Genomic DNA, 21,601 nt, shown 5'->3' with positions numbered 1-21,601 from the left:
CGAGGGAGCGAACCCATGGTGACCGTGGCCGAACAAATGGTGGAGGTGCTCCGGCAGGCCGGGGTGGAACGGGTCTACGGGGTGGTCGGCGACAGCCTCAACCCGGTCGTGGACGCGATCCGGCGCGCCGAGGGCATCGGTTGGGTGCACGTCCGCAACGAGGAGGCCGGGGCCTTCGCGGCCGCTGCCGAGGCCGAGCTGAGCGGCCGGCTGGCGGTCTGCGCGGGCTCCTGCGGGCCCGGCAACACCCACCTGATCCAGGGCCTGTACGACGCCCAGCGCAGCGGCCTGCCGGTGCTCGCGCTCGCCTCGCACATCCCGTCCGGGCAGATCGGCACCGGCTTCTTCCAGGAGACCCACCCCGAGCGGGTGTTCACCGACTGCAGCGGCTGGTGCGAGCTGCTCTCCACCCCCGCCCAGCTGCCCCGGCTGCTGCGGGTGGCCGTGCAGCACGCGCTCGGTGCGCCCGGGGTCTCCGTGCTGGCCTTCCCCGGCGACGTGGCCGCGCTCCCGGCCGCCGGGCCGACCGGCACCAGCCACTTCCTCACCGAGCAGGCCGTCGCCGCGCCGCCGTGGTCCCAGGTCCAGGAGCTGGCCCGGCTGCTCAACGCGGCCCGCAAGGTGGTGCTGTTCTGCGGCGCGGGGGTGCGCGGGGCGCACGCCGAGGTGATGGAGGCCGCCCGGGCCCTGCACGCGCCGGTCGGGCACTCGCTGCGCGGCAAGGAGTGGATCCAGTTCGACAACCCGTACGACGTGGGCATGAGCGGCCTGCTCGGCTACGGCGCCTGCCACGAGGCCCTGCACTCCGCCGACCTGGTGGTGCTGCTCGGCACCGACTTCCCGTACGACTCCTTCCTGCCGCAGGCGCACACCGTGCAGGTCGACCACGACGCCACCCGGCTGGGCCGCCGCACCGCACTGGACCTGGCCGTCCACGGGGACGTCGCGGCCACCCTGCGGGCGGTCCTGCCGCTGCTGACCGGCGCGCGCGACCGCACCTTCCTGGACGAGATGCTCCGCAAGCACTGCCGGGCACTGGAGGACGTGGTCGGCGCCTACACCCGGGACATCGGGAAGCACCTGCCGATCCACCCCGAGTACGTCGCCTCGGTGCTGGACGAGGTGGCCGCCGACGACGCGGTGTTCACCGTGGACACCGGCATGAACAACGTCTGGGCCGCCCGCTACCTCCAGCCGAACGGCCGCCGCCGGGTGATCGGCTCCTTCCTGCACGGCTCGATGGCGAACGCCCTGCCGCACGCGATCGGCGCCCAACTCGCCTGCCCCGGGCGGCAGGTGATCGCGATGGCCGGGGACGGCGGGCTGGCCATGCTGCTCGGTGAGCTGCTCACGGTGGCCAAGCACCGGCTGCCGGTGAAGACCGTGGTGTTCAACAACGGCGCGCTCGGCATGATCAAGCTGGAGATGCTGGTCTCCGGCTACCCGGAGTCCGAGATCGACAACGGGGACGTGGACTTCGCGGGCATCGCCCGGGCGATGGGCATCCCGGCCAAACGGGTGGTCGAACCGGCCCGGGTCCGCGAGGTGCTGGCGGAGGCGCTGGAACGGCCCGGGCCCGCCCTGGTGGACGTGGTGACCGACCCCAACGCGCTGTCCATCCCGCCGCACATCACCGCCGCCCAGCTGAAGGGATTCGCCCTGGCGGCCGGGCGGACGGTGCTCTCGGGCGGGGTCGGGCGCATGATCGACCTGGCCCGCAGCAACCTGCGCAACATCCCGCGGCCGTAGCAGGTTCCGGGCTTTTGCCCCAGAGGCAAAGTTCTTGCCCGGGCGGCACGGCGGGTGTCCACTGGTCACATGACCACCAGCTCCACCGGGGCCCCCGCCCCGGGTGACCAGCTCGACGACCAGGAGGTGGCCGGCCTCGCCGCCCGCCTCCGGGAGCACCGGCTCAGCAGCCGCCTCACCCTCGAAGTGGCCTCGGCCCGGGTCGGTCTCTCCCCAGCCTATCTGTCCCGGCTGGAGACCGGACGTCGCCAGCCGTCCCTGCCCGTGCTGCTCGGCCTCGCCCGCGCCTACGGCACCTCCGTCTCCGGACTGCTCGGCGAGACCATGGCCGAGCCCGACCCGGTGGTCCGCGGCGGCGCCATCGAACCCGGCCGCGCGGGCGGCTGGGGCTACCGGCGGGCCGGCGCCCCCGGCCGGGCCATGCAGGCGCTGCGCGTCCACGTCCCCCCGGGCGTGCAGGACGCCGTGGTCCGGGTCCACCCCGGCGAGGAGTGGCTGTACGTCCTCCAGGGCCGGCTCAAGCTGACCCTCGGCGACCGCGTCCACCACCTCGACGTCGGCGACTCCGCCCACTTCGACTCGCTCACCCCGCACTGCATCGCCGCGGACTCGTCCGACGGCGTCGAACTGCTCTTCGTCCACACCCTGTTGCAGAGCCCCGGCGGCGAGCTCTGCCTCGGCGGCGGCCCGGCCGCCGCTCACTGAGCCGTCGTCAGCGCCCTTAGGAGGAGATCCCCATGGCCGATCCCACCGCACCCAAGACCGTCGACGCCGGCAAGTGGGCCAACCGTCGAGTCGCCGTCCGGCTGGTGATCTACACCGCCGGCATCCACGTCTTCGCCGGCTTCATCATGCTGCTCTTCCAGCTGGGCGGCCGGAAGTAGCCGGCCGGCCGACTACGGCCACCCCGCTCAGGCCGTGCGCAGCAGCTCGCAGAGCGCGGCCAGGGCGGCCGGGAAGTCCCGGTCGGGCGGGGTGGCGTAGCCGATGACCAGGGCGGGCGCGGTGTCCGGCCCGGCCTCGGCGGGGTCGGCCCGGTGCCAGGAGAGGCCGTTGAGGGAGATGCCGGCCGCCCCGGCGCGGGCGAGCAGCTCGGCCTCGGGGGTGGCGCCGGGCGGCAGCTGGACGACCGCGTGCAGGCCGGCCGCGATGCCGGTGATCCGGACGTGCGGGGCGTGTTCGGCGAGCGCCGCGACCAGTTGGTCGCGGCGCCGCCGGTAGTGCAGGCGGCAACGGCGGACGTGCCGGTCGTAGGTGCCGGAGGTGATCAGCTCGGCGAGGGTCAGCTGGTCCAGCACCGGGGACATGCCGTCGGCCAGCGACTTCAGCCGGGCGACCGGCTCGACCAGCGCGTCCGGCAGGGCCAGCCAGGCCAGCCGCAGGCCCGGGGCCAGGCTCTTGGCGGCCGTCCCGGCGTACACCACCCGCTCCGGATCGAGCGCCTGCATCGCGCCGAGCGGCTGCCGGTCGTACCGGAACTCGCCGTCGTAGTCGTCCTCGATGACGTACCCGTTCCGCTCACGGGCCCAGCGCACCGCGGCGGCCCGGCGGTCGGGGGCGAGCGGCGCGCCGGTGGGGAACTGGTGGGCGGGGGTGAGCAGGACGGCGCCGGGGCGGGTGTCGAGCCGGTCGACCCGGGCGCCGGCCTCGTCCAGCGGCAGCGGGAGGATGCCCAGCCCGGCGGCCCGGACGCCGTCGTGCTGCGGCGGCAGCCCGTACGACTCGACGGCGAGGGTGCGGGCGCCGCGCTCGCGCAGCGCGGCGCAGACCAGGCCCAGCCCCTGGGTGACGCCGGTGCAGAGCAGCAGGTGGTCGGGGTCGGTGCGCACCCCGCGGACCCGGGCCAGGTAGTCGGTGAGCGCCTGCCGCAGTTCGATCCGGCCGAGCGGGCTGCCGTAGCCGAAGGCGTCGTGCGGCGCGGTGGCGAGGGCGCGGCGGGCGGCGGCGAGCCAGGCGGTGCGGGGGAAGAGCGAGAGGTCGGGCCGCCCGGACATCAGGTCGTGCCGGACGTCGTGACGCGCCGCCGTGGGCCGGGCCGGGCGCCGGCCGGGGCGGGGCGCGGTGCGCTGGGCGACGGTGGTGCCGGAGCCCTGCCGGGCGGTGAGCCACCCCTCGGCGGTGAGCTGCCCGTACGCCTCGACGACGGTGTTGCGGGCGATCCCGAGGTCCTCGCCGAGGGCACGCGAGGAGGGCAACCGGGTGCCGGGGGCGAGCCGGCCGTCCTGCACGGCCTCGCGCAGGGCGTCCTCCAGGGCCGCTCGCAGCCCGGTTCCGGCGGCGCGGCGCTCGGTGAGGTCCAGGTGCAGGTCGCCACCGAAGGTGGTCCAGGAGCTGCTCATGGGAGGCCGATCTGTCCGGGGCGGGCGCGGTTCCGTCACCGGATTATCCCGCGCGGTCCCATATGGGCGAGAACTCCGCCGCATTCGCTGAGATGAATCCGGCGCACCCGGCGGTGGCGAACAGGGCGCGGCAGTACGGCAGTTCGGCCGCGGTCCTGGGGGACCGCGGCCGACGGCCGACCGATCCGGATCAGCCCCAGGTCTGGCCGGCCGGCTCCTCGATCGTGGCGTTGAGGCGGTTGAAGAGGTTGGTCAGGCCGATCATCATGATGATCGCGGCGAGCTGGCCCTCGGTGAAGTGGTCGGCCGCGGCGTCCCAGACGACGTCCGGGACGGCCTTGCCCGAGCGGTCGGCGATCCGGGTGACGGCCTCGGTCAGTTCGAGGGCGGCGCGCTCCTCGTCGGTGAAGAACGGCGCCTCGCGCCAGGCGACCACCGCGTGCAGCCGCTCGTCGGTCTCGCCGTGCTTCTTCGCGCCCTGGACGCCGGCGAACACGCAGGCGCTGCAGCCGTTGATCTGGCTGGCCCGCAGGTGCACCAGCTCCAGGATCTTCGGGGAGGCGCCGCCCTGGTACATGGCCCGGTAGATCTGCTGGATGCCCTCCGTGGCGCCGGGCAGGACCATCGCCGGGTTCTTCATCCGGGCGGTGCGGGCGGCGGGGGCGGTGGTGGTGGCGGTGTCGGTCATCGGGTGCTCCTGTTCGCGTTCGTCGATTAGCGTCCGTCACTGAACCGACGGATCCCGACGCGAGGATGTGACAGGTGGGCGAGGAAATTTCTCTGGCCGGGCGCTTCGAGGCGGAACGGCCCCAACTCCGGTCGGTGGCCTACCGGATGCTGGGGTCGGTCGCCGAGGCGGAGGACGCCGTCCAGGAGGCCTGGCTGCGGCTGAGCCGCAGTGACGTGAGCGGGGTGAGGAACCTCGGGGCCTGGCTCACCACCGTCGTCGGCAGGATCTGTCTGGACCAGCTGCGCTCGCGCGCCGCCCGCCGGGAGGACCCGCTGCCCGAGCAGGAGGCGGCCCCGGTGCGGCTGCCGGACCCGGTGATCGGCGGCCTGTCCACGCTGGACCCGGTGCACGGGATCCTGGTCGCCGACTCGGTCGGGATCGCGCTGATGGTCGTGCTGGAGACGCTGGCCCCGGCCGAGCGGCTGGCCTTCGTCCTGCACGACCTGTTCGACGTGCCGTTCGAGGAGATCGCGCCGGTCCTCGGCCGGACGTCGGCCGCCACCCGGCAGCTCGCCAGCCGCGCCCGGCGCCGGGTCCAGGGCGCCACCCCGGCCGCCGACCACGACACGGTCCGCAAGCGCGAGGTGGTGGACGCGTTCCTGGCCGCCGCGCGCGGCGGCGACTTCGACGCCCTGCTCGCCGTGCTCGACCCGGACGTGCTGGTCCGCTCGGACGGCGGCGCGCTGCTGCCGAGCAGCATGCGGCGCGGCGCGACCGGGGTGGCGGGCACGGCGATCACCTTCGCCCGGTTCGCCGCCGAGGTCCGCCCGGTGCTGGTCAACGGCTCGCCCGGGGTGGTCTCGTTCGCCGACGGCAAGGCGCTGTCGGTCATGTCGTTCACGATTCTGGACGGCCGGATCACCGGTCTGGACATTCTCACCGACCCGGTCCGACTGGCCGCGCTCGGGCTGACCGCCTGATCGGAGACGGTTTTCGGAGAACAGCCTCTGAGCGCCGGTCGGACCCGTCCTCGGGTGGGGGTCGTTCGCCTCGCCGGCGAGCGGCCCCCGCTCGTTCCCGGGCCCCCGGTGGCCGCGTCCAGGCCCCGTCGGTCGACACGCTTCGATGGGAGCAGCGTCCCGGCCGTGGCCCGGCGGCGGTCCCACACTCGGCCGCATGAGCGAGAACTGGGACGTCCGAGAGGCGGGTCCGGCCGACGCCGGGCACCGGGTGATGCTGATCCCCGGCGGGATGTGCACGACGGTCTGGTACGAGGACGTGATGGCCGAGCCGGCCCTCGTCTCCTCCGGCGTGGGGATGACGGCGGTCACGGTGCCGGGCTTCGGGCGGACGGCCGTGCCCGAGGACGTGACGATCGACAACTACGCCCGGCTGATGGCGGGGTTCGCCACCGAGCGCGGCTGCGACGTGCTGGTGGGGCACAGCCTCGGCGCGAACATCGCCCTGGAGGCCGCCGCCGCGGGCCTGTTCGACGGCCCGCTGGTACTGCTCTCGCCGACCTTCTCCCGGCGGGACGAGGCGACCTTCATGACGGTCATGGACCAGGTGGGCCACGTGCCCGGGCTCGGTGCGCTGGCCTGGGCGGCCCTGGTGAAGACCATGCCGATGGCGATGAAGCGCAGCCTGCCCCCGGCCCGCGCCGAGGCGCTCGCCGCCGACCTCGGCACGACCGACCCGGCCGCCGCCCGCCGGATCGTCCGGGGCTACTACGACTACCTGGAGCGGCACGGGGCCCTGGTCGAGCGGCTCTGCGGCGCCGGCGTGCCGACCTGGGTGGTCCGCGGCGACCACGACGAGATCGGCCTTCAGCCCGCCGAGCGCGCGGCCCTGGAGGCCTGCCCGCAGGTGACCGTGGTGACCGTCCCGGACGCGGGGCACGGCGTCCTGGTCGAACAGCCGGCCGCGGTCGCCGAGGTGATCCTGGCGGCGGTGGCCCGCCGCTGACCGGCCCGGCCGCTGTCGGCCCCGGTTGTCGGACCCCCGCGCTACCGTGCGGCCCATGGCGAACTATGTGCTCGTGGCAGGGGCGTGGCTGGGCTCGTGGGCGTGGGAGGAGGTCGCGGCGGAGCTCCGCTCGGCGGGGCACGGCGTCCACCCGCTGACGCTCTCCGGGCTGGCGGAGCGGCACGGCGAGGGCGCCCCGGCCGGGCAGCAGACGCACGTGGCGGACATCGTGTCCGAGGTGGAACGGCTCGACCTGCGCGAGGTCGTGCTGGTCGGGCACAGCTACTCGGGCATCCCGGTCGGGCAGGCCGCCGAGCGGATCGGTGACCGGCTGGCCCGGGTGGTCTTCGTGGACTCCGACGTGCCGGTGGACGGCCAGGCCTTCGTCAGGGCCGGGGAGTCCGGCCGGGCGGTGCGGGAGTCGATCGCGGCGAACGGTGGGTCCTGGCCGCCGCTGCCCGCCGAGGAGTTCGAGGGGCAGGGGCTCACCGGGGAGCAGATCGCCCGGATCCTGGCCCGCGCGACGCCGCACCCGGGCGCCTCGCTGACCGAACCGGCCGTCCTGGAGCGCCCGTTGGCCGCGCTCCCGGCGACGTACGTCAAGTGCCTGCTGGACTGGCCGGAGCCGCCGTCGACGGTCGTCGACCTGGTCGAGGGCGGGCACTGGCGGCTGGTGGAGCTCACCACCGGGCACTGGCCGATGATCTCGCAGCCGGGCGAACTCGCCCGGCTGCTGTTGGAGTCGTGAGCCGGGCTCAGACCGACAGGTAGACCGCGCTGCCGACGCCGGCGACGAAGCAGTACACCGCGAACGGCGTCAGGCTGCGGGTCTCGAAGTACTTGGTGAGGAAGCGCACCGAGACGTAGCCGGCCACAAAGGCGGCGATGCTGCCCGCGACCACCGGGCCGAGCACGGCGGAGTTCTCCGGCTTGAACAGCTCGGGGACCTTCAACGCGGAGGCGGCCAGGATCACCGGGGTGGCGAGCAGGAAGGAGAAGCGGGCGGCGTCCTCGTGGTGCAGGCCGCGCAGGATGCCGGCGCTCATCGTGACGCCGGAGCGGCTGATGCCGGGGAACAGCGCCAGGATCTGGGCGGCGCCGATCCAGGCACCCTGGCCGAAGGTGAGCCGGGCCAGCCGGTGGTCGGAGGCGATCGCCGGGTCCAGGCCCGGCTCGTCCACCGGCGGGGCGCCGTGCCCGGCCCGGCGGCGGCCGCTGCCGCCGCGCTTGAGCCGCTCGGCGCCGAGCAGCACCAGGCCGTTGAGGGCGAGGAAGACCGCGGCCGGGACGGGCTTGCCGAGCGCGTGCCGCAGCGCCTTCTCCAGCGCGAGGCCGGCCACCCCGACCGGGATGGTGGAGATGATGAGCAGCCAGGCGAGCTTCTCGTCGCGGGTCTGGATCCGGCGGTGCCGGACCGAGGTGAGGACGCCGCTGATGACCCGCACCCAGTCCTTGCGGAAGAACACCACCAGCGCGAGCGCGGTGGCCAGGTGCAGGCCGACCAGCACGGCGAGGTAGGAGGAGCCCTCGGCGGTCATGTCGAGGTCCTGCTGGATCTTCCCGCCGAGGAGGGCCGGGAGCAGGATGCTGTGGCCGAGGCTGGAAACCGGGAAGAGTTCCGTCACACCCTGGAGAAGGCCGACGCCTATCGCTTCCGGGTAGGTCAGGGTGGACATCGCGCACCTTCGCTCGGGGGGTCTGCGTCCGGTGAATCCGGGGGCCCCCGCGAAGCTACTAGCGGCATGTAGACGTACGGCAGCCCCGCCGCCAGAAGTTCACCGAGCGGACGCCCACCGGCCACCCGGGCCGGCGGTCGGCTCCCGGCGCCCACCGCTCACCGGGACGCGGCGAAGAACGTCCGGACCAGGACGGCCACCAGGTGCGCGACGCCCGCCAGCACCGCCGAGGGCGGCACCGCCCACGCCACCGCCCCGGTGAGCAGCGCCACGGCGGTGCCGACCAGCGCGGTGCCGGCCACCGGGAGGGCGGCCGACAGCACGACGGACAGGCGGGAGCGGCGCATCGGGGGCCTCCTTCGTGGTCGACGGGGTCCACCATGAAGCCTCCCGCTGGGGCAGGTTCAAGTCCTTTTCCGCCGGGGCGGCCCGCGCTGGAGCCCGATTCGACCGTCAGTCGACCGCCACCCGCCGCCAGCCGCCGCCGTCGGCGGGCACCGGCGCGGGGGCGAAGTCGTAGCGCAGCCCGTCCGGCCCGAGGGCGAGCAGCGAGATGGACGAGGAGCCCCAGATCCGCCCGTCGCCGAAGTCCCGCCGCTGGATCAGCGCCGCGTCCGCGTCCAGCGCCAGCCCGTCGCCGGTGACGATGGGCAGCCAGTCGCCCCAGGCCCGTTCGGCCGGCCCGTCGCCGGTCGGCGCGGGCCGGGGCGCGGCGGCGAGGCGGGCCCGGAAGTGGACGGCGCGGGCGGCCATCAGGGCGCGGATCCGCTCCGAGGTGGTCCGGGTCGGGGCCAGGCCCTCCAGCCCGTCGTTGAGCACCACGCTGAGTCCGGAGGGCAGTTCGCGCTCGGTCAGCCGGCCGCCGCCCCAGCTGGCCACCCGGGCGCCGTCCGGCCGGACGGTCACCAGGTGGAAGGGGTCGTACGGGGTGAGGTCGAGGTGGCCGATGCCGCCCTCCTGGACGGCGACCAGCGGCAGTTCACCCCGGGAGAGCCGGGCGTGGGCCGGGGCGAGCGGGCCGAAGCCGTTCAACAGGCAGGCGCCGACCCGCCGTTCGGGGTCGACCGCGAGCCAGGTGCCGCCCGCGGCGAGGTCCAGTCCGCCGATCAGCGCGGGGCGGTCCGGCCAGTGGTGGTCCGGCGGCAGCCAGCTCCGGCCGGCGAACTCGTCCCGGACGGAGAGGAGCAGCACCGGTACCGCCGCCCCCGGCTCGATGCTGACGAACGCCGTACACACGATCCTGGCCCCCTGACCTCGCCCGCGCGCGCCCGGCTCGGCCACCCGCACCCTCGATCCTCGCACTCCGGTTCGAGCGCCGGGAGCGCGGGCCCCGGCGCCGGGGGGCACGGGCCCTCCCCTTCCGGGCCCGGCCGTGCCAGACTCGGCGCACCGCCGGTCACCCCGGGAATTGGCCCAAGGTTTTGCGTCCTGAATGCACCAGAGGTGCGGGCCACTGCCGCCCTAGGCTGGCAGCCATGACGACGATCGAGAACGCCACCGACCAGGCCCCGGTGCCCGCCCCCGCCCAGCGGATCTCGCTGCCGGACCTCGCCCCCGAGTACTACCGGGCGATGCGGGCGGTGGACCGCCACTCCCGCACCGGCGTCGACCCGGTGCTCGCCGAGCTGGTCAAGGTGCACGCCTCGATGATCAACGGCTGCGCCTTCTGCATCGACATGCACGCCACCGACGCCGCGAAGCACGGCGAGCAGGACCACCGCCTGCTCTCCCTCCCGGCCTGGCGCGAGACCCCGTGGTTCACCGCCCGCGAGCGGGCCGCGCTGGCGCTCACCGAGTCGATCACCCTGCTGACCCAGGGCCACGTGCCGGACGCCGTGTACCAGGAGGCCGCCGCCCAGTTCGAGGAGGCCGAGCTGGCCCAGTTGATCGCGCTGATCGCCACGATCAACGCCTGGAACCGGATCGGCGTCGCCTCCCGGCTCTCGCCGGCCGCGAAGTGAGGGCGGGGGAGATGACGAACCAGCAGGAGCAGGCCCGGTTGCTGCGCGAGCTGCACCGCCCCGGCGAGCCGCTGGTGCTCGCCAACGCCTGGGACGCGCTGAGCGCCCGGCTGGTCGCCGCCGCGGGGGCCCGGGCGATCGCGACCGCCAGCGCCAGCGTGTCCTGGGTGCTCGGCAGCCCGGACGGCGGCGGCGCCGACCGCGAGCAGGTGCTGGCGCAGACCGCGCTGATCGCCCGCGCGGTGGGGCTGCCGGTCACCGCGGACCTGGAGAGCGGCTTCGCCGACACCGCCGCGGGGGTCGGCGAGACCGTCACCGCACTGGTCGCCACCGGCGCGGTCGGCGTCAACCTGGAGGACGCCGACTACTCCGCCGAGGAGGCGGCCGAGCGGATCGCGGCGGCCCGGGCGGCCGCGGACGCGAGCGGCGTCCCGGTCTTCGTCAACGCGCGCACCGACGTCTTCCTGCACCAGCTGGGCGCGCCCGAGGGCCGGCTGGACGAGGCGGTCCGCCGGCTGCGGGCGTACGTCGAGGCGGGCGCGGACGGCGTGTTCGCCCCCGGCGTCGCCGACCCGGCGACCATCGCCGCCCTGGTCGAGGCGGTCCCCGCCCCGCTGAACGTGCTGGCCGGCCCCGGCTCGCCGTCCGTCCCCGAGCTGGCGAAGCTCGGCGTGGCCCGGATCAGCCTCGGCCCCGGCCCGGCCAAGGTGGCGTACGAGGCGGTGCGCCGCGCCGCCGAGGAGGTGTACGCGACCGGCACGTACACCGCCCTCGACGGCGGGCTGACCTACCCGGAGCTCAACGAGCTGTCCCGGGGCTGACCGTGGCGGCCGGGCGGGCCCGTCCCGCTCGGCCGGCGCCGCCCGCGCTCAGCCGATCTGCCCGCTCAGGCCCGGGTGGGTCATCTGGTTGGTGCCGACGGCCTCCACCTCCTTGGCGGTGTGACCGACCACCGGCAGCTCGCCCGCCGCGTGGATGGCGAGGTCGGCCGGGGAGAGGGTGAGGCCGTCGGTGAGCCCGCCGGTGGCGTCCGGGGAGCTCGCGGTCTGGCTGGTGGCGGACGCCGCCGGGGCGGCGAGCGCGAGGCCCGCCATGGTGAGGGCGGCCACGGTGGCGAGTTTCTTCATACCGGTGTTCTTCATGCCCTGCCGAACGACCGGGCCGCCCTCAGGTAACCGTACGGCTCAGACCGTCACCCGCAGGGTCCGCACGCTGTTGCTGACGAACGACCCGATCGGCTCCGGCGCCTCGCCCTCCGCCAGGGCCAGCCCGGGGAAGCGCGCGAACAGGTGCCGCAGCGCCGTCTCCGCCTCCAGCCGGGCCAGCCCGGAGCCGAGGCAGAAGTGCGGGCCGTGGCCGAGCGACAGGTGCCGGTTGGGCTGCCGGGTGAGGTCGAAGCGGTCGGCGTCCGGGTAGTGCCCGGCGTCGCGCCCGGCCGCCGCGTACGAGGCGATCAGCGCCTCGCCGCGCCGGATCACCACCTCCCCGACCTCGATGTCCTCGACCGCGTAGCGCAGCGGGAACTGGCCGACCGGCGAGTCGTAGCGCAGCGTCTCCTCGATCACCGCCGACCACGGCTGCTCGCCGTCCAGCACCAGCCGCAGCTGCTCGGGGTGGGCGAGCAGGGCCCGGACGGCGTTGGTGATCAGGTTGAGCGTGGTCTCGTGCCCGGCGATCAGCATCAGCAGCAGGGTGCCGACGAGTTCGGCCTCGCTCAGCCGGTCCTCGGACTCGCGGGCGGCGATCAGATCGGTGGTCAGGTCGTCGCCGGGCTCGGCGCGCTTGGCCGCCACCACGCCGGCCAGCAGCGCGAACAGGCCCTGCTGCGCGGCGACGGCGGCCTCGGGCGTGGCGGAGCTGGAGACCAGGGTGTCGGACAGCTCGTGCAGCTCGTCCTGCTGCTTGGGCGGCAGGCCGAGCAGTTCGCCGATCACCTGCATCGGCAGCGGGTAGGCGAAGTGCTCGCGCAGGTCGAACGGGCCGTCCAGCTCGGCGACCCGGTCGAGCAGCGCGACCGCCCGGGCCTCGATCGCGGGCGCCAGGCCGGCGATCCGGCGCGGGGTGAAGGCCTGGCTGACCAGCCCGCGCAGCCGCCGGTGGTCCTCACCGTCGGCGGTGACCATGCCCGGCACGGTGACGAAGTTGAGCAGCGGCCAGCCCTGCGGCAGCCGGCCCTCCCGGAAGGTCGTCCACAGCTGGGGGTTCTTGCCGACGCGCGGGTCGGCGAGCAGCGCCTGGAGGGTGTCGTGGTGGGTTATCGCCCAGACCACCACCCCGCCAGGGAGCTCCACCAGGACCGCGGGGCCGGCCGCCCGGAGTCGGGCGTTCTCTCCGTGCTGGTCGCGTCCGAAGGGGTCGAGCCGGACGGGCTCGGGGCGGGCTCCGTGGGGGGCGACGGCGGTGTCCATGCGGGCCTCTCGGGGGCTGGCGGGCGGGGCGGGGTGAAGGCGCTGTAGAGCACCGGCAGTCCGAGCAGGGCCCGCGACCACGGGGACGGGCGCCAGGCCAGGTCGCCCGGCGGGACGGCCAGTTGGAGGTCCGGCAGGCGGTGCAGCAGGGTCTCGACGGCGGTCTCGACGATGATCCGGGCCGGGTGCTGGGCCGGGCAGACGTGCCGGCCGGCGCCCCAGGCGAGGTGGGCCCGGTTGCCGCCGAGCGAGCCGTGCGCGGCGGCGGCGACGCCCTGGGCGGCCGGGTCGGCGTTGGCCGCGGCCAGGCCGAGGACGAGCATGTCGCCCGCGCTGATGTACTGGCCGCCGAGCACGGTGTCGCCGGTGGCCCAGCGGCCGGGGAAGTTCTGCGTCGGCGGGTCGCGCCAGAGCACCTCCTCCAGCGCGTCGGAGACGGTGAGCCGGCCGCCGGTGAGGGTGGCCCGGAAGCGGCGGTCGGTGAGCAGCAGCCGCAGGGTGTTGCCGGTCCAGTTGATGCTGGTCTCGTTGCCCGCGACCATCATCACCACCAGGTGGTGGACGGCCTCCTCGTCGGTCAGCCCGGCCGGGTGGGCGAGCAGCCAGGAGGTGAGGTCGGCGCTGGGGGCGGTCCGGCGGCGGCGGACCAGGTCGACCAGGATCGCCTGGAACTCGGCGCTGGCCCGCACCGACTCCGGGCCGCTGTCCACGAAGTGGCTGATCAGCTCGACCAGGCGCGGACCGGCCTCCCGGGGCAGGCCGACCAGCTGGGTGAAGACCAGCAGCGGCAGCGGGCGGGCGTACTGGGCGATCAGGTCGGCGGTGCCGTCCGGGCCCCAGCCGTCGATCAGGTCGTTGGCCGCGGCCTCGGTGGTCTCCCGCAGCTGGCGGTGGTCGATCTGGGCGAGCGTGTCGGAGACGGCCGCGCGCAGCCGCTGGTGCTCGGCGCCGTCCAGGTTGAGCAGGGTCGGCCGCCAGGAGGTCATCGGCAGCAGCCGCGAGTCGGGGGCCAGCCGGCCCTCGACGGGCACCCGCCAGCGGCGCGAGTCCTTGGAGAACAGCGCCTCGTTGCGGGTGAGTTCGAGCAGTTCGGCGTAGCCGAGGACGAGCCAGGCCTCGACCCCGGGCTCCAGCTCGATCGGCGCGACCGGTCCGTACCGCTCGCGCAGGTCGGCGTACAGGCCGTGCGGGTCCTCGGCGACGGCCGGCCCGTACAGCGGTGGCAGCGGGACGCCGACCGGCAGCCCGCCGCCGTGCGCGATGCCGGGCCCGACGCCGGGCCCGCCGCCGTGCGCGACCGGGCACCCGGTGGGCGCGGCGGCGCCGGGTTCGGGCGCGGTCATCGCTGGAGCTCCAGGACGGAGGTGCGGTGCAGGTACTCGACGAAGTCGATCAGCAGGTCGTAGGACTGCCGCCGGTCGCGGGCGTCGCAGTACAGGATGGGCACCTCGGGCAGCACGTCCAGCGCCGCGCGCAGCTCCTCCTCCGGGTAACTCGGGGTGTCCGGGAAGGTGTTGACGGCCACCGCGAAGGGGATCCGCTGCTCCTCCAGGCGGCCGAGCACGTCGAAGCTCTCGTCCGGGCGGCGCAGGTCCACCATGGCGATGGCGCCGAGCGCGCCCTGCGACAGGTCGTCCCAGAGCGGCCAGAACCGCTGCTGCCCGGGCGTGCCGAACAGGTACAGCGCCAGCCGCGGGTTGAGCGTGATCCGGCCGAAGTCCAGCGCGACCGTGGTGGTGGTCTTGCCGGGGCGTCCGGTGAGGTCGTCGACGCCGCTGCTGGCGGCCGTCATGGTCTCCTCGGTGCGCAGCGGGGCGATCTCGCTGAGCGAGCCGACCAGGGTGGTCTTGCCCACCCCGAACGGGCCGGTGACCAGGATCTTCACCGCGCCCTGGACGGAGGACGGCAGGTACCGCGGTTCGGCGGTGGCGTCGCCGGCGCGCGGCTCAGCGGAGTTGGCGGAGGCCAACGAGCACCTCTTCCAGGAGGGTTGTGGGCAGGCGTTCGGCCTGCGGGACGGGCGGGAGCACCTGGACGGCGCCGAGGTCCCAGAGGTCGCCGACCAGCACCTTGACGACGCCGAGCGGCAGCCCCAGGTGGGCCGCCACCTCGGCGATGGAGAGCAGGCTGTGGCAGAGCCCGAGGATGCGCCGGTGCTCCCGGTTGAGCAGCACGTGCTCGGGCAGCTCCGGCGGCCCGGGTAACGCGCTGACCAGGCTCTCGATGGCCAGCTCGGCCCGGGTGGACCGGCTGCGCCCGCCGGTGATGACGTACGGCCGGACCGGCCCACTCACCGCAGACCCCCCGCCGCGTGATCGGCGCGCGGCGGGCTGGTGAGGTGGCTGCCGATCCGCTCGACCAGGACCTGCATCTGGTAGGCGACCAGGCCGGCGTCGACCGCCTCGCCGGTCACCACGGCCAGGTGCGCGCCGGCCCCGGCGGCGACGATGAAGAGGTAGCCGCCGCCGTACTCGATGATGATCTGCCGGGTGGCGCTGCCCGGGCCGCCGAAGCCGACCGCGACACCGCGGGCCAGCGACTGGAGCCCGGAGCAGGCGGCGGCGAGCCGTTCGGCGTCCTCGCGCGCGATGTTGGCGCTGCGGCCGATCTCCAGGCCGTCGTTGGAGACCACGACGGCGTGCTGGACCTGGGGGACGGAGACGATGTCGGCGAGCAGCCAGCCGAGATCAGGGGCGGTGGTCATGGAACTCTCCGGAGCGCTGGGGAAGTCGGGGGGAGACGGGGGAAGCATCGGACTGGGCCTGGGCCCGCACGGCCGACCGGCCGCTCGCGGTACCGGCCTGGAACATCGCCATGAACGCCTGCGCGTCCCGGGCCGAGCGGTACGGCGGGGCGGGCGGCGGCGTCGGAGCGGCGGGTGGGGTGGGGCGGTGGGCGCGGTCGCGCCGGTGGCTCCGGCGGGGCAGCGGCGGCGGGGTGGTGCCGGCCGGCGGCCCGAGCGGTTCGCGGGGCGCGAGCGGCTCGTACGGTCCGAGCGGCTCGTACGGTCCGAGCGGCCCGGCGGGGCGGTGGGCCGGCGGGGTGTCCACCAGCGGGTGGCCGGCGGCGGGGGCGGCCGGCAGCGGGCCGAAGCCGAACCCCCGGTCGTCCGGCCCCAGTCCGGGGACGGTCGGCGGCAGCGGCTCGGTGAGCAGCGCGTTCGGCAGCAGCACGACGACGCGCACGCCGCCGTACGGGGAGGGCGCGGAGCTGAGGGTGACCCGGAAGCCGTACTGCTCGGCGAGCCGGCCGACCGCGGCCAGGCCCAACTGCGGTACCTCGCCCAGCCGGGAGACCTCCAGGGTGCTGCCGCCGGCGAGCGCGGCGGCGGCCTTGGCGACGGCCTGTTCCGGCATCCCGACGCCGCCGTCGTCGATCTCGATGACGGCGCCGTTGTGCACCGGCATGAGGGTGACGAAGACCTGGGTGCTGGGCGGGGAGTAGCGGGTGGCGTTGTCCAGCAGTTCGGCGACGGCGTGGATCAGTGCCTCGGCGGCGGCGCCGACCACGGCGGTCTCGATCCGGCTGCGGACCACCACCCGCTGGAACGGCAGGATGCGCGACTGGGCGCCGCGGACGACGTCCTCCAGCGAGACCGGCTCGGGCCAGTGCCGGCCGGCCCGCGCGCCGCAGAGCACGGCCAGGGTCTGGGCCAGCCGGGCCTGTTGGGCGGCGGCGTGGTCGGCCTTGAGCAGGCCCTCCAGCAGCGCCGGGTCGTCGTGGGTGCGTTCCATCTCGTCGAGCAGGGCCTGCTGGTCGTGGGCCATGACGAGGATCCGGCGGGCGACGCTGAGGAAGGCCCGCTGGGTGGAGGCGGTGAGCTCCTGCTCCTGCTGAACGGCGGCCAGGTCGGCGCCGCGGCGGGAGAGTTCGGTGCCGAGCTGCTCCTGGAGGCGCGCGAGGTCGCGCTGCAAGCGGTCGGCGCGGCGGCGTTGGGTGACGGACACGGCGCGGTAGCGCGCGGCGGCCACGAGGGCGAGGGCGGCGAGCACGCCGGTAGCCGTTGCGCACCACTGAGTCATCGTCACGCCGCGAATTCTAGGGTGATGATCCTACGAAGGTGTGAACGGATCCCGCCATGTGACCGGATCTCGTCAAAATCCGGTCAACACGGCGTCAATGAGGCGTGGTTCGTCCGCGATCCGGACACCGGCCCTCCGGGAGCGGTCCGCACCGGAGCGGCTAGGTGCGGTGCAGGAGCAGCAGCGCCACGTCGTCCGGGCGCGAGCGGCGCTCGGTGACGTTCAGGGTGAGCAGATCGGCCAGCCGCTCCAGCGCCGGTGCCGGACCGATCCGCCCCGGCCCGGTCTGCCGGGCCCACAGCTCCAGCCCGCCCAGCATCCGCTGCACCGACTCGTCGTAGTCCTCCTCCCGGTCCTCGACCAGCCCGTCGGTGTACACCAGCAGCGTCTCGCCGACCGCCAGCCGGCCGACCGTCAACTGGTACGGCTGCCCCGGGTCCACCCCGAGCGGCGGGCCGCCCGGCAGGTCCAGCTCGACGGCCTTCGCCCCGGCGACCCGCACCGGCGCCGGGTGCCCGGCCCGGGCGCCGGCCAGCGCGCCGTCGGCCGGGTCCAGGGTCAGGTAGAGGCAGGTCGCGAACAGGTCGGTGTCCAGCTCGGCGAGCAGCCGGCTGGTCCGGGCCAGCGTGGCGGCCGGGTCGTGGCCGTCCGTCGCGTACGCCCGCAGGCCGCTGCGCAGCTGGCCCATCACCGCGGTCGCCTCGGCGTTGTGGCCCTGGACGTCGCCGATCACCACCCCGATCCGGCCGTCCGGCAGCTTCAGCAGGTCGTACCAGTCGCCGCCGATCTGCATGCCCTCGGTGCTCGGCAGGTAGCGGGCGGCGCTGGCGATCCCGGGCAGCCGGGGCAGGGTGCGCGGGAGCATCGCGCGCTGGAGCTCGGTCGCGCGGTGGAGATGGGTGTCGTAGAGCCGGGCCCGCTCCAGGGACTGCGCGAGGATCCCGGCGAACGCCGAGTACAGCGTGCGGTCCTCCCGGCTGAACGACCGCTCGGTGGCGAAGGTGATCAGGCAGGAGCCCACCTGCCGTCCGGAGGCGATCAGCGGCAGCACCGCCCAGGCGGCGGGGGTGAGCGGCCCGCCGTGCCCCGCGGTCCGGCCCGGTTCGCTGAACAGCGGCGCGGAGCGGGTCAGCGCGTGCTGCATCACGCCCTCGGACAGGTCCGCCAGCCGGGTGAGCTCGGTGCGGCGCGGCCCGCCGTACACGGTGTGCGACACCGGCAGCAGCCGGCCCTCGTCCACCAGGTCCAGCACGATGCTGGCGGCGCCGAAGGCCGGGCGGGCGACGTCGGTGACGGCGGTGGTGACGTCCCGGACGGTCACCGCGCGGGACAGCGCCCGGGTGAGGGCCAGCAGCAGCGCCGTCCGCGCCCCGGCCGCGGAGCTCTCCTCGCCCTGCTGCTCCGCTTCCGGCGGCGGCTCCCGGTCCGCGAACAGGCCGGCGATCCGGACCGGGCGGTGGTGGGTGTCCAGCATCACCTCGCCGGTCTCCTCGATCCGGGCCACCCCGCCGCCCCGGCGCAGCACCCGGTACGCGATCCGGTACCGGCCGCCCGTCGCGAGCGCCTCGGCGAGCGCCGCCTGCACGTCGGGCAGGTCCTCGGGGTGGACGATCCGGTCCAGCTCGGGGGCGGAGCCGTCCGGGGTGGCGGCCTGGCCGGTGACCCTGAAGGCCTCGGCGTCCCAGTAGCTCTCCCCGGTGACCAGGTCGCGCTCGAAGGCGCCGTGCCCGGCGGCCCGCACGGCCAGCGACAGCATCGGGTGGGCCAGCCCGGCGGCGCGGGTCTCCGCGCCCTCCCGGGGCGGCGCTGCCGGGCCCGGCGGGGTGCGCGGCTCGGCGTGGCCGAGCAGGTGCGAGATCCGGTGGGCGCAGGCGTCGCCGATGGTCTCCAGGACGTCCAGGTCGCGCCGGGGGACGGTGCCCCGGTGGGCCAGCGCGAGGGCGAGCACGCCGACCGGCCGCTCGTCGACGATCATCGGCAGGGCGATCACGGCGACCATCCCGGTGCCCATGCCGACGTTCCGGTTGGGGTAGTCGACGCTGGTGTGCTCGGGGGAGAGCAGGTACGGGCGGCGCAGCCGCAGGGCCATCGCGGCGGGCAGGTCGCCGGCCGGATCGACGACGCCGTAGCGCTCGTGGACCCAGTCCGGCAGCCCGTGCGAGGCGGTGAGCCGGAGCATTCCGGCGGAATCCAGCAGGTAGAGCGCGGAACCCTCGCCGGTGATCCAACTCGGGCCCTCGGCCAGGACGGTGCCGAGCAGTTCGGCGGCGCTGGTGCAGCCGAGCAGTAACCGCACGCAGCGCATGGCACTGCGGGCCGTGGGACTGCTGCGCGGCGTCCGGCCCTCGTCCTCGGCCGGGGGAAGCCACGGCGAGGTCAGGTCCATCGGATACCCGGCCTTTCCGCTCCGAGGGGGTGGGTGCCCTAGGGGTGCCCCAGCGGGCACTCGGTTCTTAACACCTTATTTCTTATGCGGATCAATGGTGACCCGGCCGTCCCACCGGCACCGGCGTCCGCCCTCCGCTCAGGGGGAGGGCCAGCTGTGGAGGCCGTTGGTGAGGAGCGTGATGAGGCGGGTCTGGGTGGTGGTGAGGTCCTCGGCGAGCTGGAACGCGCCGGTGATGGAGAGGGAGGCGAAGCCGTGGGCGAGGGAGCGGACGGTGCGGGCGGCGTGGATCGCCTCGGGGCCGTCGAGGCCGTACTCCCGCAGGACGGCGATGATCACTCCGACCAGCCGGGTCGCCGCGCGGGTGAGGTCGTCGTCGGGCTGCGGGGCCTGGGGGAGGGCGTTGTAGCGGTGCGGGTGTTCGGTGGCGTACGCGTGGTAGGCGCGCAGCACGGCGGCGACGGCGTCGTCCCCGCTGCGGCCGACGGCGGCCTCGGCGAGCCGGTCGGCGAGCTCCTCGGTGACCCGGACGGCGATCAGCCGGCGCAGTTCGGCGAGTCCGCCGCTGACGTGCTTGTACAGCGAGGGGGTGGCGACGCCGGCCCGGGCGGCGACGGCGGCGAGGGTGAGGGCGTCGGTGCCCTGCTCGTCGATGAGGGCGAGGGCGTGGTCGACGACCTGCTCGGGGGTGAGGCCTACGCGGGGCATGGTGTCGGGTTCTCCGTGGCAGCGGTGGTCGGGCGAGTCGGGCGGGTCCGGCGGGTCAGCCGAGTTCGGCGAGGAAGGGCAGCAGGGCCTCGGCGGTGGCCTGCGGGTTGTCGGCCATCGGGTAGTGCCCGGACCCTTCGATCATCACCTTCCGCGCCTTGAGCGCGGCGGCCTGCCGGTCGGCGACCAGTTCGGGCTTCGGGAAGTCGGGGTCCTTGCTGCCCATCAGGACGAGCGCCGGGCAGTGGACGGCGGCGCTCCAGCCGATCGGTGCCGAGTCGCCGCGCACGTGGCCGCGGATGGCGGTCTTGCGGCCGGGGGTGCGCATGGCGGCGACGAGCCCGTTCACGTACGCGTCGAAGTCCGCGGGCTTGGCACCGGGGTAGGCCATCTTGCGGTGGTAGAAGCCCCAGAAGGCGGGCCAGTGGACGAGCATCGTGCCCATGGCGTGGACGACGCCGCGCATGAGGGCGTTCGGCGGGAGGTTCTCGACGAAGGCGTCGAGGAGGACGATGCCGGCGACCCGCTCGGGGGCGTCCCCGGCGAGCTTGACCACGGTCGCGCCGGTGTAGGAGTTGCCGACCAGGACGGCGCGGTCGATGTCGAGGTGGTCCAGCAGGGCGAGGACGTCGGTGGCGATCGCGGCGGGGGAGTAGTCGTCCCAGACGATCGAGGACTCGCCGAAGCCGCGCAGGTCCATGGTGATCACCCGGCGGCCGGCGGCCGTGAGCAGCGGGTGGAGGTGCCGGTAGGCGGCGCGGGTGTCGAGCATCCCGGGGAGCAGGACGACGGGGGCGCCGTCGCCCTGCCGGGTGTCGTCGTAGGCGATCCGGCCGCCGGGGACGTCGAGGTACTGGGTGGCGGGGGTGCTGGTGCCGTTCATGGTGGGCCTCCTCGGTCCGCCGGGGACTGTCATCGGCGGTGCTGCCGATAGCCATAAAGCTAAGGCTAATAGCCTTAGCCGTCAAGCCATCGACCCGAAGTCGATCCTGCTCGTCGCGACCCGCTCGGGCGCCCGGACCCGCTCAGACGTGCTCAGACCCCCTCAGACCCCCTCGACCTTGAACGGGTCGTGCTCGCTGAGCAGCTTCTCCAGCCGGGCCTGGTCCACCCGGGTGACCATCTCGTTGGTCTCCTGCCGGTCCCGCACCACCTTGGCCAGCGTGAACGAGGAGGTGACGGTGTAGAGCAGGCCGATCCCGAGGAAGGCCCGGGTCCAGCCGCCGACCGGCAGGTAGGCGATGCCGACAGCGAGGGCACTGCCGGACAGGGCGAAGGACAGGACGGCCTGGATGTAGTACGCGGCCGTGGTGCGTGTCTGCATCGGTGCGCTCATGCCGCCAGGATGCGGTCGGCCAGGTCGCCGACACATGAGTACGGGTACTCAGATAAGGGGTCGTTCGTTGACGCCCCATCGTGCGGGGTGGTGCCGGTGAGGGCGGAGGGTGCGGCGAAGGGTGCGGCGAAGGGTGGGCCGATGGCTTGGAATCAGGGCGCCCTAGGATTAACGTTTGATAACGCAGCGCGGTCGTCAACGCCGTACCCAGACGGCACCGTGCGCCGTCGCCTAATCCCGCCGGCCGGCCTCCGGGCAGGTCAGGGAGCCGGGGAACCACGTTCCTTGGGGTGAATCGGCGGGGCTCCGGCCCGGCCGTAGGAGACCTTCCTGCTCCGAACCCGTCAGCTAACCCGGTAGGCGCGAAGGAAGGAAAGGAGC

General features: G+C 74.8%; 24 protein-coding genes and 1 riboswitch. Of the genes, 8 read left to right on the top strand and 16 right to left on the bottom strand.

Annotation, left to right across the window (positions count from 1 at the left end; all coding sequences use genetic code 11):
- Nucleotides 1-15 precede the first annotated feature (15 nt).
- The 3 genes from ABTY15_RS05245 to ABTY15_RS05235 all read left to right on the top strand — a co-directional run bounded on the left by ABTY15_RS05245 (nucleotide 16) and on the right by ABTY15_RS05235 (nucleotide 2,633).
- Nucleotides 16-1,749: a pyruvate dehydrogenase gene (locus ABTY15_RS05245; protein ID WP_350576303.1), complete on the top strand. Its 1,734-nt coding sequence runs from the start codon at nucleotides 16-18 to the stop codon at nucleotides 1,747-1,749.
- Nucleotides 1,750-1,818: 69 nt separating this feature from the next.
- Nucleotides 1,819-2,454: a helix-turn-helix domain-containing protein gene (locus ABTY15_RS05240; protein WP_350576300.1), complete on the top strand. Its 636-nt coding sequence runs from the start codon at nucleotides 1,819-1,821 to the stop codon at nucleotides 2,452-2,454.
- A gap of 32 nt (nucleotides 2,455-2,486) precedes the next feature.
- Complete coding sequence (locus ABTY15_RS05235; protein ID WP_350576297.1) at nucleotides 2,487-2,633, top strand: DUF6126 family protein; 147 nt, start codon at nucleotides 2,487-2,489, stop codon at nucleotides 2,631-2,633.
- Between the two features lie 27 nt (nucleotides 2,634-2,660).
- On the opposite strand, the gene pdxR is transcribed toward ABTY15_RS05235, so the two are convergent.
- Both pdxR and ABTY15_RS05225 read right to left on the bottom strand, forming a co-directional pair.
- Nucleotides 2,661-4,088, bottom strand: coding sequence for a MocR-like pyridoxine biosynthesis transcription factor PdxR (pdxR, locus tag ABTY15_RS05230; RefSeq protein ID WP_350576294.1), 1,428 nt, complete (start codon nucleotides 4,086-4,088; stop codon nucleotides 2,661-2,663).
- A 190-nt stretch (nucleotides 4,089-4,278) separates the two neighbouring features.
- Nucleotides 4,279-4,776 carry a carboxymuconolactone decarboxylase family protein gene (locus tag ABTY15_RS05225; protein ID WP_350576291.1) on the bottom strand — a complete coding sequence of 166 codons (498 nt, stop codon included), beginning with the start codon at nucleotides 4,774-4,776 and terminating at the stop codon, nucleotides 4,279-4,281.
- A 74-nt stretch (nucleotides 4,777-4,850) separates the two neighbouring features.
- On the opposite strand from ABTY15_RS05225, the gene ABTY15_RS05220 reads away from it, so the two are divergent.
- The 3 genes from ABTY15_RS05220 (at nucleotide 4,851) to ABTY15_RS05210 (ending at nucleotide 7,471) form a co-directional block, all read left to right on the top strand.
- Nucleotides 4,851-5,738 carry a sigma-70 family RNA polymerase sigma factor gene (locus ABTY15_RS05220; protein ID WP_350576288.1) on the top strand — a complete coding sequence of 296 codons (888 nt, stop codon included), beginning with the start codon at nucleotides 4,851-4,853 and terminating at the stop codon, nucleotides 5,736-5,738.
- A gap of 196 nt (nucleotides 5,739-5,934) precedes the next feature.
- Nucleotides 5,935-6,723 (top strand): alpha/beta fold hydrolase, encoded by a 789-nt coding sequence (locus ABTY15_RS05215; RefSeq protein WP_350576284.1) that lies wholly within the window; start codon nucleotides 5,935-5,937, stop codon nucleotides 6,721-6,723.
- Nucleotides 6,724-6,778: 55 nt separating this feature from the next.
- Complete coding sequence (locus ABTY15_RS05210; protein ID WP_350576280.1) at nucleotides 6,779-7,471, top strand: alpha/beta fold hydrolase; 693 nt, start codon at nucleotides 6,779-6,781, stop codon at nucleotides 7,469-7,471.
- A 7-nt stretch (nucleotides 7,472-7,478) separates the two neighbouring features.
- Here ABTY15_RS05210 and ABTY15_RS05205 read toward each other — a convergent pair whose 3' ends face one another.
- From ABTY15_RS05205 to ABTY15_RS05195, 3 genes are all read right to left on the bottom strand, one after another.
- Nucleotides 7,479-8,399 carry an undecaprenyl-diphosphate phosphatase gene (locus tag ABTY15_RS05205; RefSeq protein ID WP_350576277.1) on the bottom strand — a complete coding sequence of 307 codons (921 nt, stop codon included), beginning with the start codon at nucleotides 8,397-8,399 and terminating at the stop codon, nucleotides 7,479-7,481.
- Between the two features lie 158 nt (nucleotides 8,400-8,557).
- Nucleotides 8,558-8,746 (bottom strand): hypothetical protein, encoded by a 189-nt coding sequence (locus ABTY15_RS05200; RefSeq protein WP_350576274.1) that lies wholly within the window; start codon nucleotides 8,744-8,746, stop codon nucleotides 8,558-8,560.
- A 106-nt stretch (nucleotides 8,747-8,852) separates the two neighbouring features.
- Nucleotides 8,853-9,635: an NRDE family protein gene (locus tag ABTY15_RS05195; protein WP_350576272.1), complete on the bottom strand. Its 783-nt coding sequence runs from the start codon at nucleotides 9,633-9,635 to the stop codon at nucleotides 8,853-8,855.
- 239 nt (nucleotides 9,636-9,874) lie between these two features.
- Between ABTY15_RS05195 and ABTY15_RS05190 the strand changes: the two genes are divergently transcribed.
- Together ABTY15_RS05190 and ABTY15_RS05185 are read left to right on the top strand one after the other, a co-directional pair.
- On the top strand, nucleotides 9,875-10,360 hold the full coding sequence (locus ABTY15_RS05190; RefSeq protein ID WP_350576269.1) for a carboxymuconolactone decarboxylase family protein: 486 nt from the start codon (nucleotides 9,875-9,877) through the stop codon (nucleotides 10,358-10,360).
- Between the two features lie 11 nt (nucleotides 10,361-10,371).
- The gene (locus ABTY15_RS05185) at nucleotides 10,372-11,181 is read left to right on the top strand and encodes an isocitrate lyase/PEP mutase family protein (RefSeq protein WP_350576266.1); all 810 of its coding nucleotides are present in this window, start codon (nucleotides 10,372-10,374) and stop codon (nucleotides 11,179-11,181) included.
- A 48-nt stretch (nucleotides 11,182-11,229) separates the two neighbouring features.
- Here the strand turns inward: ABTY15_RS05185 and ABTY15_RS05180 are convergent, their stop codons facing one another.
- The 11 genes from ABTY15_RS05180 to ABTY15_RS05130 form a co-directional block, all read right to left on the bottom strand.
- Nucleotides 11,230-11,487 (bottom strand): hypothetical protein, encoded by a 258-nt coding sequence (locus ABTY15_RS05180; RefSeq protein ID WP_350576263.1) that lies wholly within the window; start codon nucleotides 11,485-11,487, stop codon nucleotides 11,230-11,232.
- Between the two features lie 57 nt (nucleotides 11,488-11,544).
- Nucleotides 11,545-12,651, bottom strand: a complete 1,107-nt coding sequence (locus ABTY15_RS05175; protein ID WP_350576260.1) for a cytochrome P450 family protein — start codon at nucleotides 12,649-12,651, stop codon at nucleotides 11,545-11,547.
- On the bottom strand, nucleotides 12,615-14,111 hold the full coding sequence (locus ABTY15_RS05170) for a cytochrome P450 (protein WP_350576257.1): 1,497 nt from the start codon (nucleotides 14,109-14,111) through the stop codon (nucleotides 12,615-12,617). Before ABTY15_RS05170 ends, ABTY15_RS05175 begins: the two co-directional genes overlap by 37 nt.
- The gene (locus ABTY15_RS05165; RefSeq protein WP_350576254.1) at nucleotides 14,108-14,737 is read right to left on the bottom strand and encodes a GTP-binding protein; all 630 of its coding nucleotides are present in this window, start codon (nucleotides 14,735-14,737) and stop codon (nucleotides 14,108-14,110) included. Before ABTY15_RS05165 ends, ABTY15_RS05170 begins: the two co-directional genes overlap by 4 nt.
- Nucleotides 14,715-15,062 (bottom strand): DUF742 domain-containing protein, encoded by a 348-nt coding sequence (locus ABTY15_RS05160; RefSeq protein ID WP_350576251.1) that lies wholly within the window; start codon nucleotides 15,060-15,062, stop codon nucleotides 14,715-14,717. Before ABTY15_RS05160 ends, ABTY15_RS05165 begins: the two co-directional genes overlap by 23 nt.
- Nucleotides 15,059-15,472, bottom strand: coding sequence for a roadblock/LC7 domain-containing protein (locus tag ABTY15_RS05155; RefSeq protein ID WP_350576248.1), 414 nt, complete (start codon nucleotides 15,470-15,472; stop codon nucleotides 15,059-15,061). Before ABTY15_RS05155 ends, ABTY15_RS05160 begins: the two co-directional genes overlap by 4 nt.
- Entirely contained in the window at nucleotides 15,456-16,790 is a 1,335-nt protein-coding gene (locus tag ABTY15_RS05150; RefSeq protein ID WP_350576735.1) for an ATP-binding protein, read from the bottom strand. Before ABTY15_RS05150 ends, ABTY15_RS05155 begins: the two co-directional genes overlap by 17 nt.
- Nucleotides 16,791-16,950: 160 nt before the next feature.
- Nucleotides 16,951-19,176 (bottom strand): SpoIIE family protein phosphatase, encoded by a 2,226-nt coding sequence (locus ABTY15_RS05145; RefSeq protein WP_350576245.1) that lies wholly within the window; start codon nucleotides 19,174-19,176, stop codon nucleotides 16,951-16,953.
- A gap of 138 nt (nucleotides 19,177-19,314) precedes the next feature.
- A complete protein-coding gene (locus ABTY15_RS05140) occupies nucleotides 19,315-19,884 on the bottom strand; it encodes a TetR/AcrR family transcriptional regulator (RefSeq protein WP_350576242.1) in 570 nt (189 codons plus the stop codon).
- A gap of 55 nt (nucleotides 19,885-19,939) precedes the next feature.
- The gene (locus ABTY15_RS05135; protein ID WP_350576240.1) at nucleotides 19,940-20,767 is read right to left on the bottom strand and encodes an alpha/beta fold hydrolase; all 828 of its coding nucleotides are present in this window, start codon (nucleotides 20,765-20,767) and stop codon (nucleotides 19,940-19,942) included.
- Nucleotides 20,768-20,929: 162 nt separating this feature from the next.
- Nucleotides 20,930-21,220 (bottom strand): YiaA/YiaB family inner membrane protein, encoded by a 291-nt coding sequence (locus tag ABTY15_RS05130; RefSeq protein ID WP_350576237.1) that lies wholly within the window; start codon nucleotides 21,218-21,220, stop codon nucleotides 20,930-20,932.
- Between the two features lie 218 nt (nucleotides 21,221-21,438).
- Nucleotides 21,439-21,597: riboswitch (cyclic di-AMP (ydaO/yuaA leader) on the top strand.
- Nucleotides 21,598-21,601: the final 4 nt, after the last annotated feature.

It is taken from the genome of Kitasatospora sp. NPDC097643 (assembly GCF_040302625.1).
GTDB lineage: Bacteria > Actinomycetota > Actinomycetes > Streptomycetales > Streptomycetaceae > Kitasatospora.
Note: the sequence above shows the minus strand (reverse complement) of the source record. Positions and strands in the feature narration are given on the sequence as shown.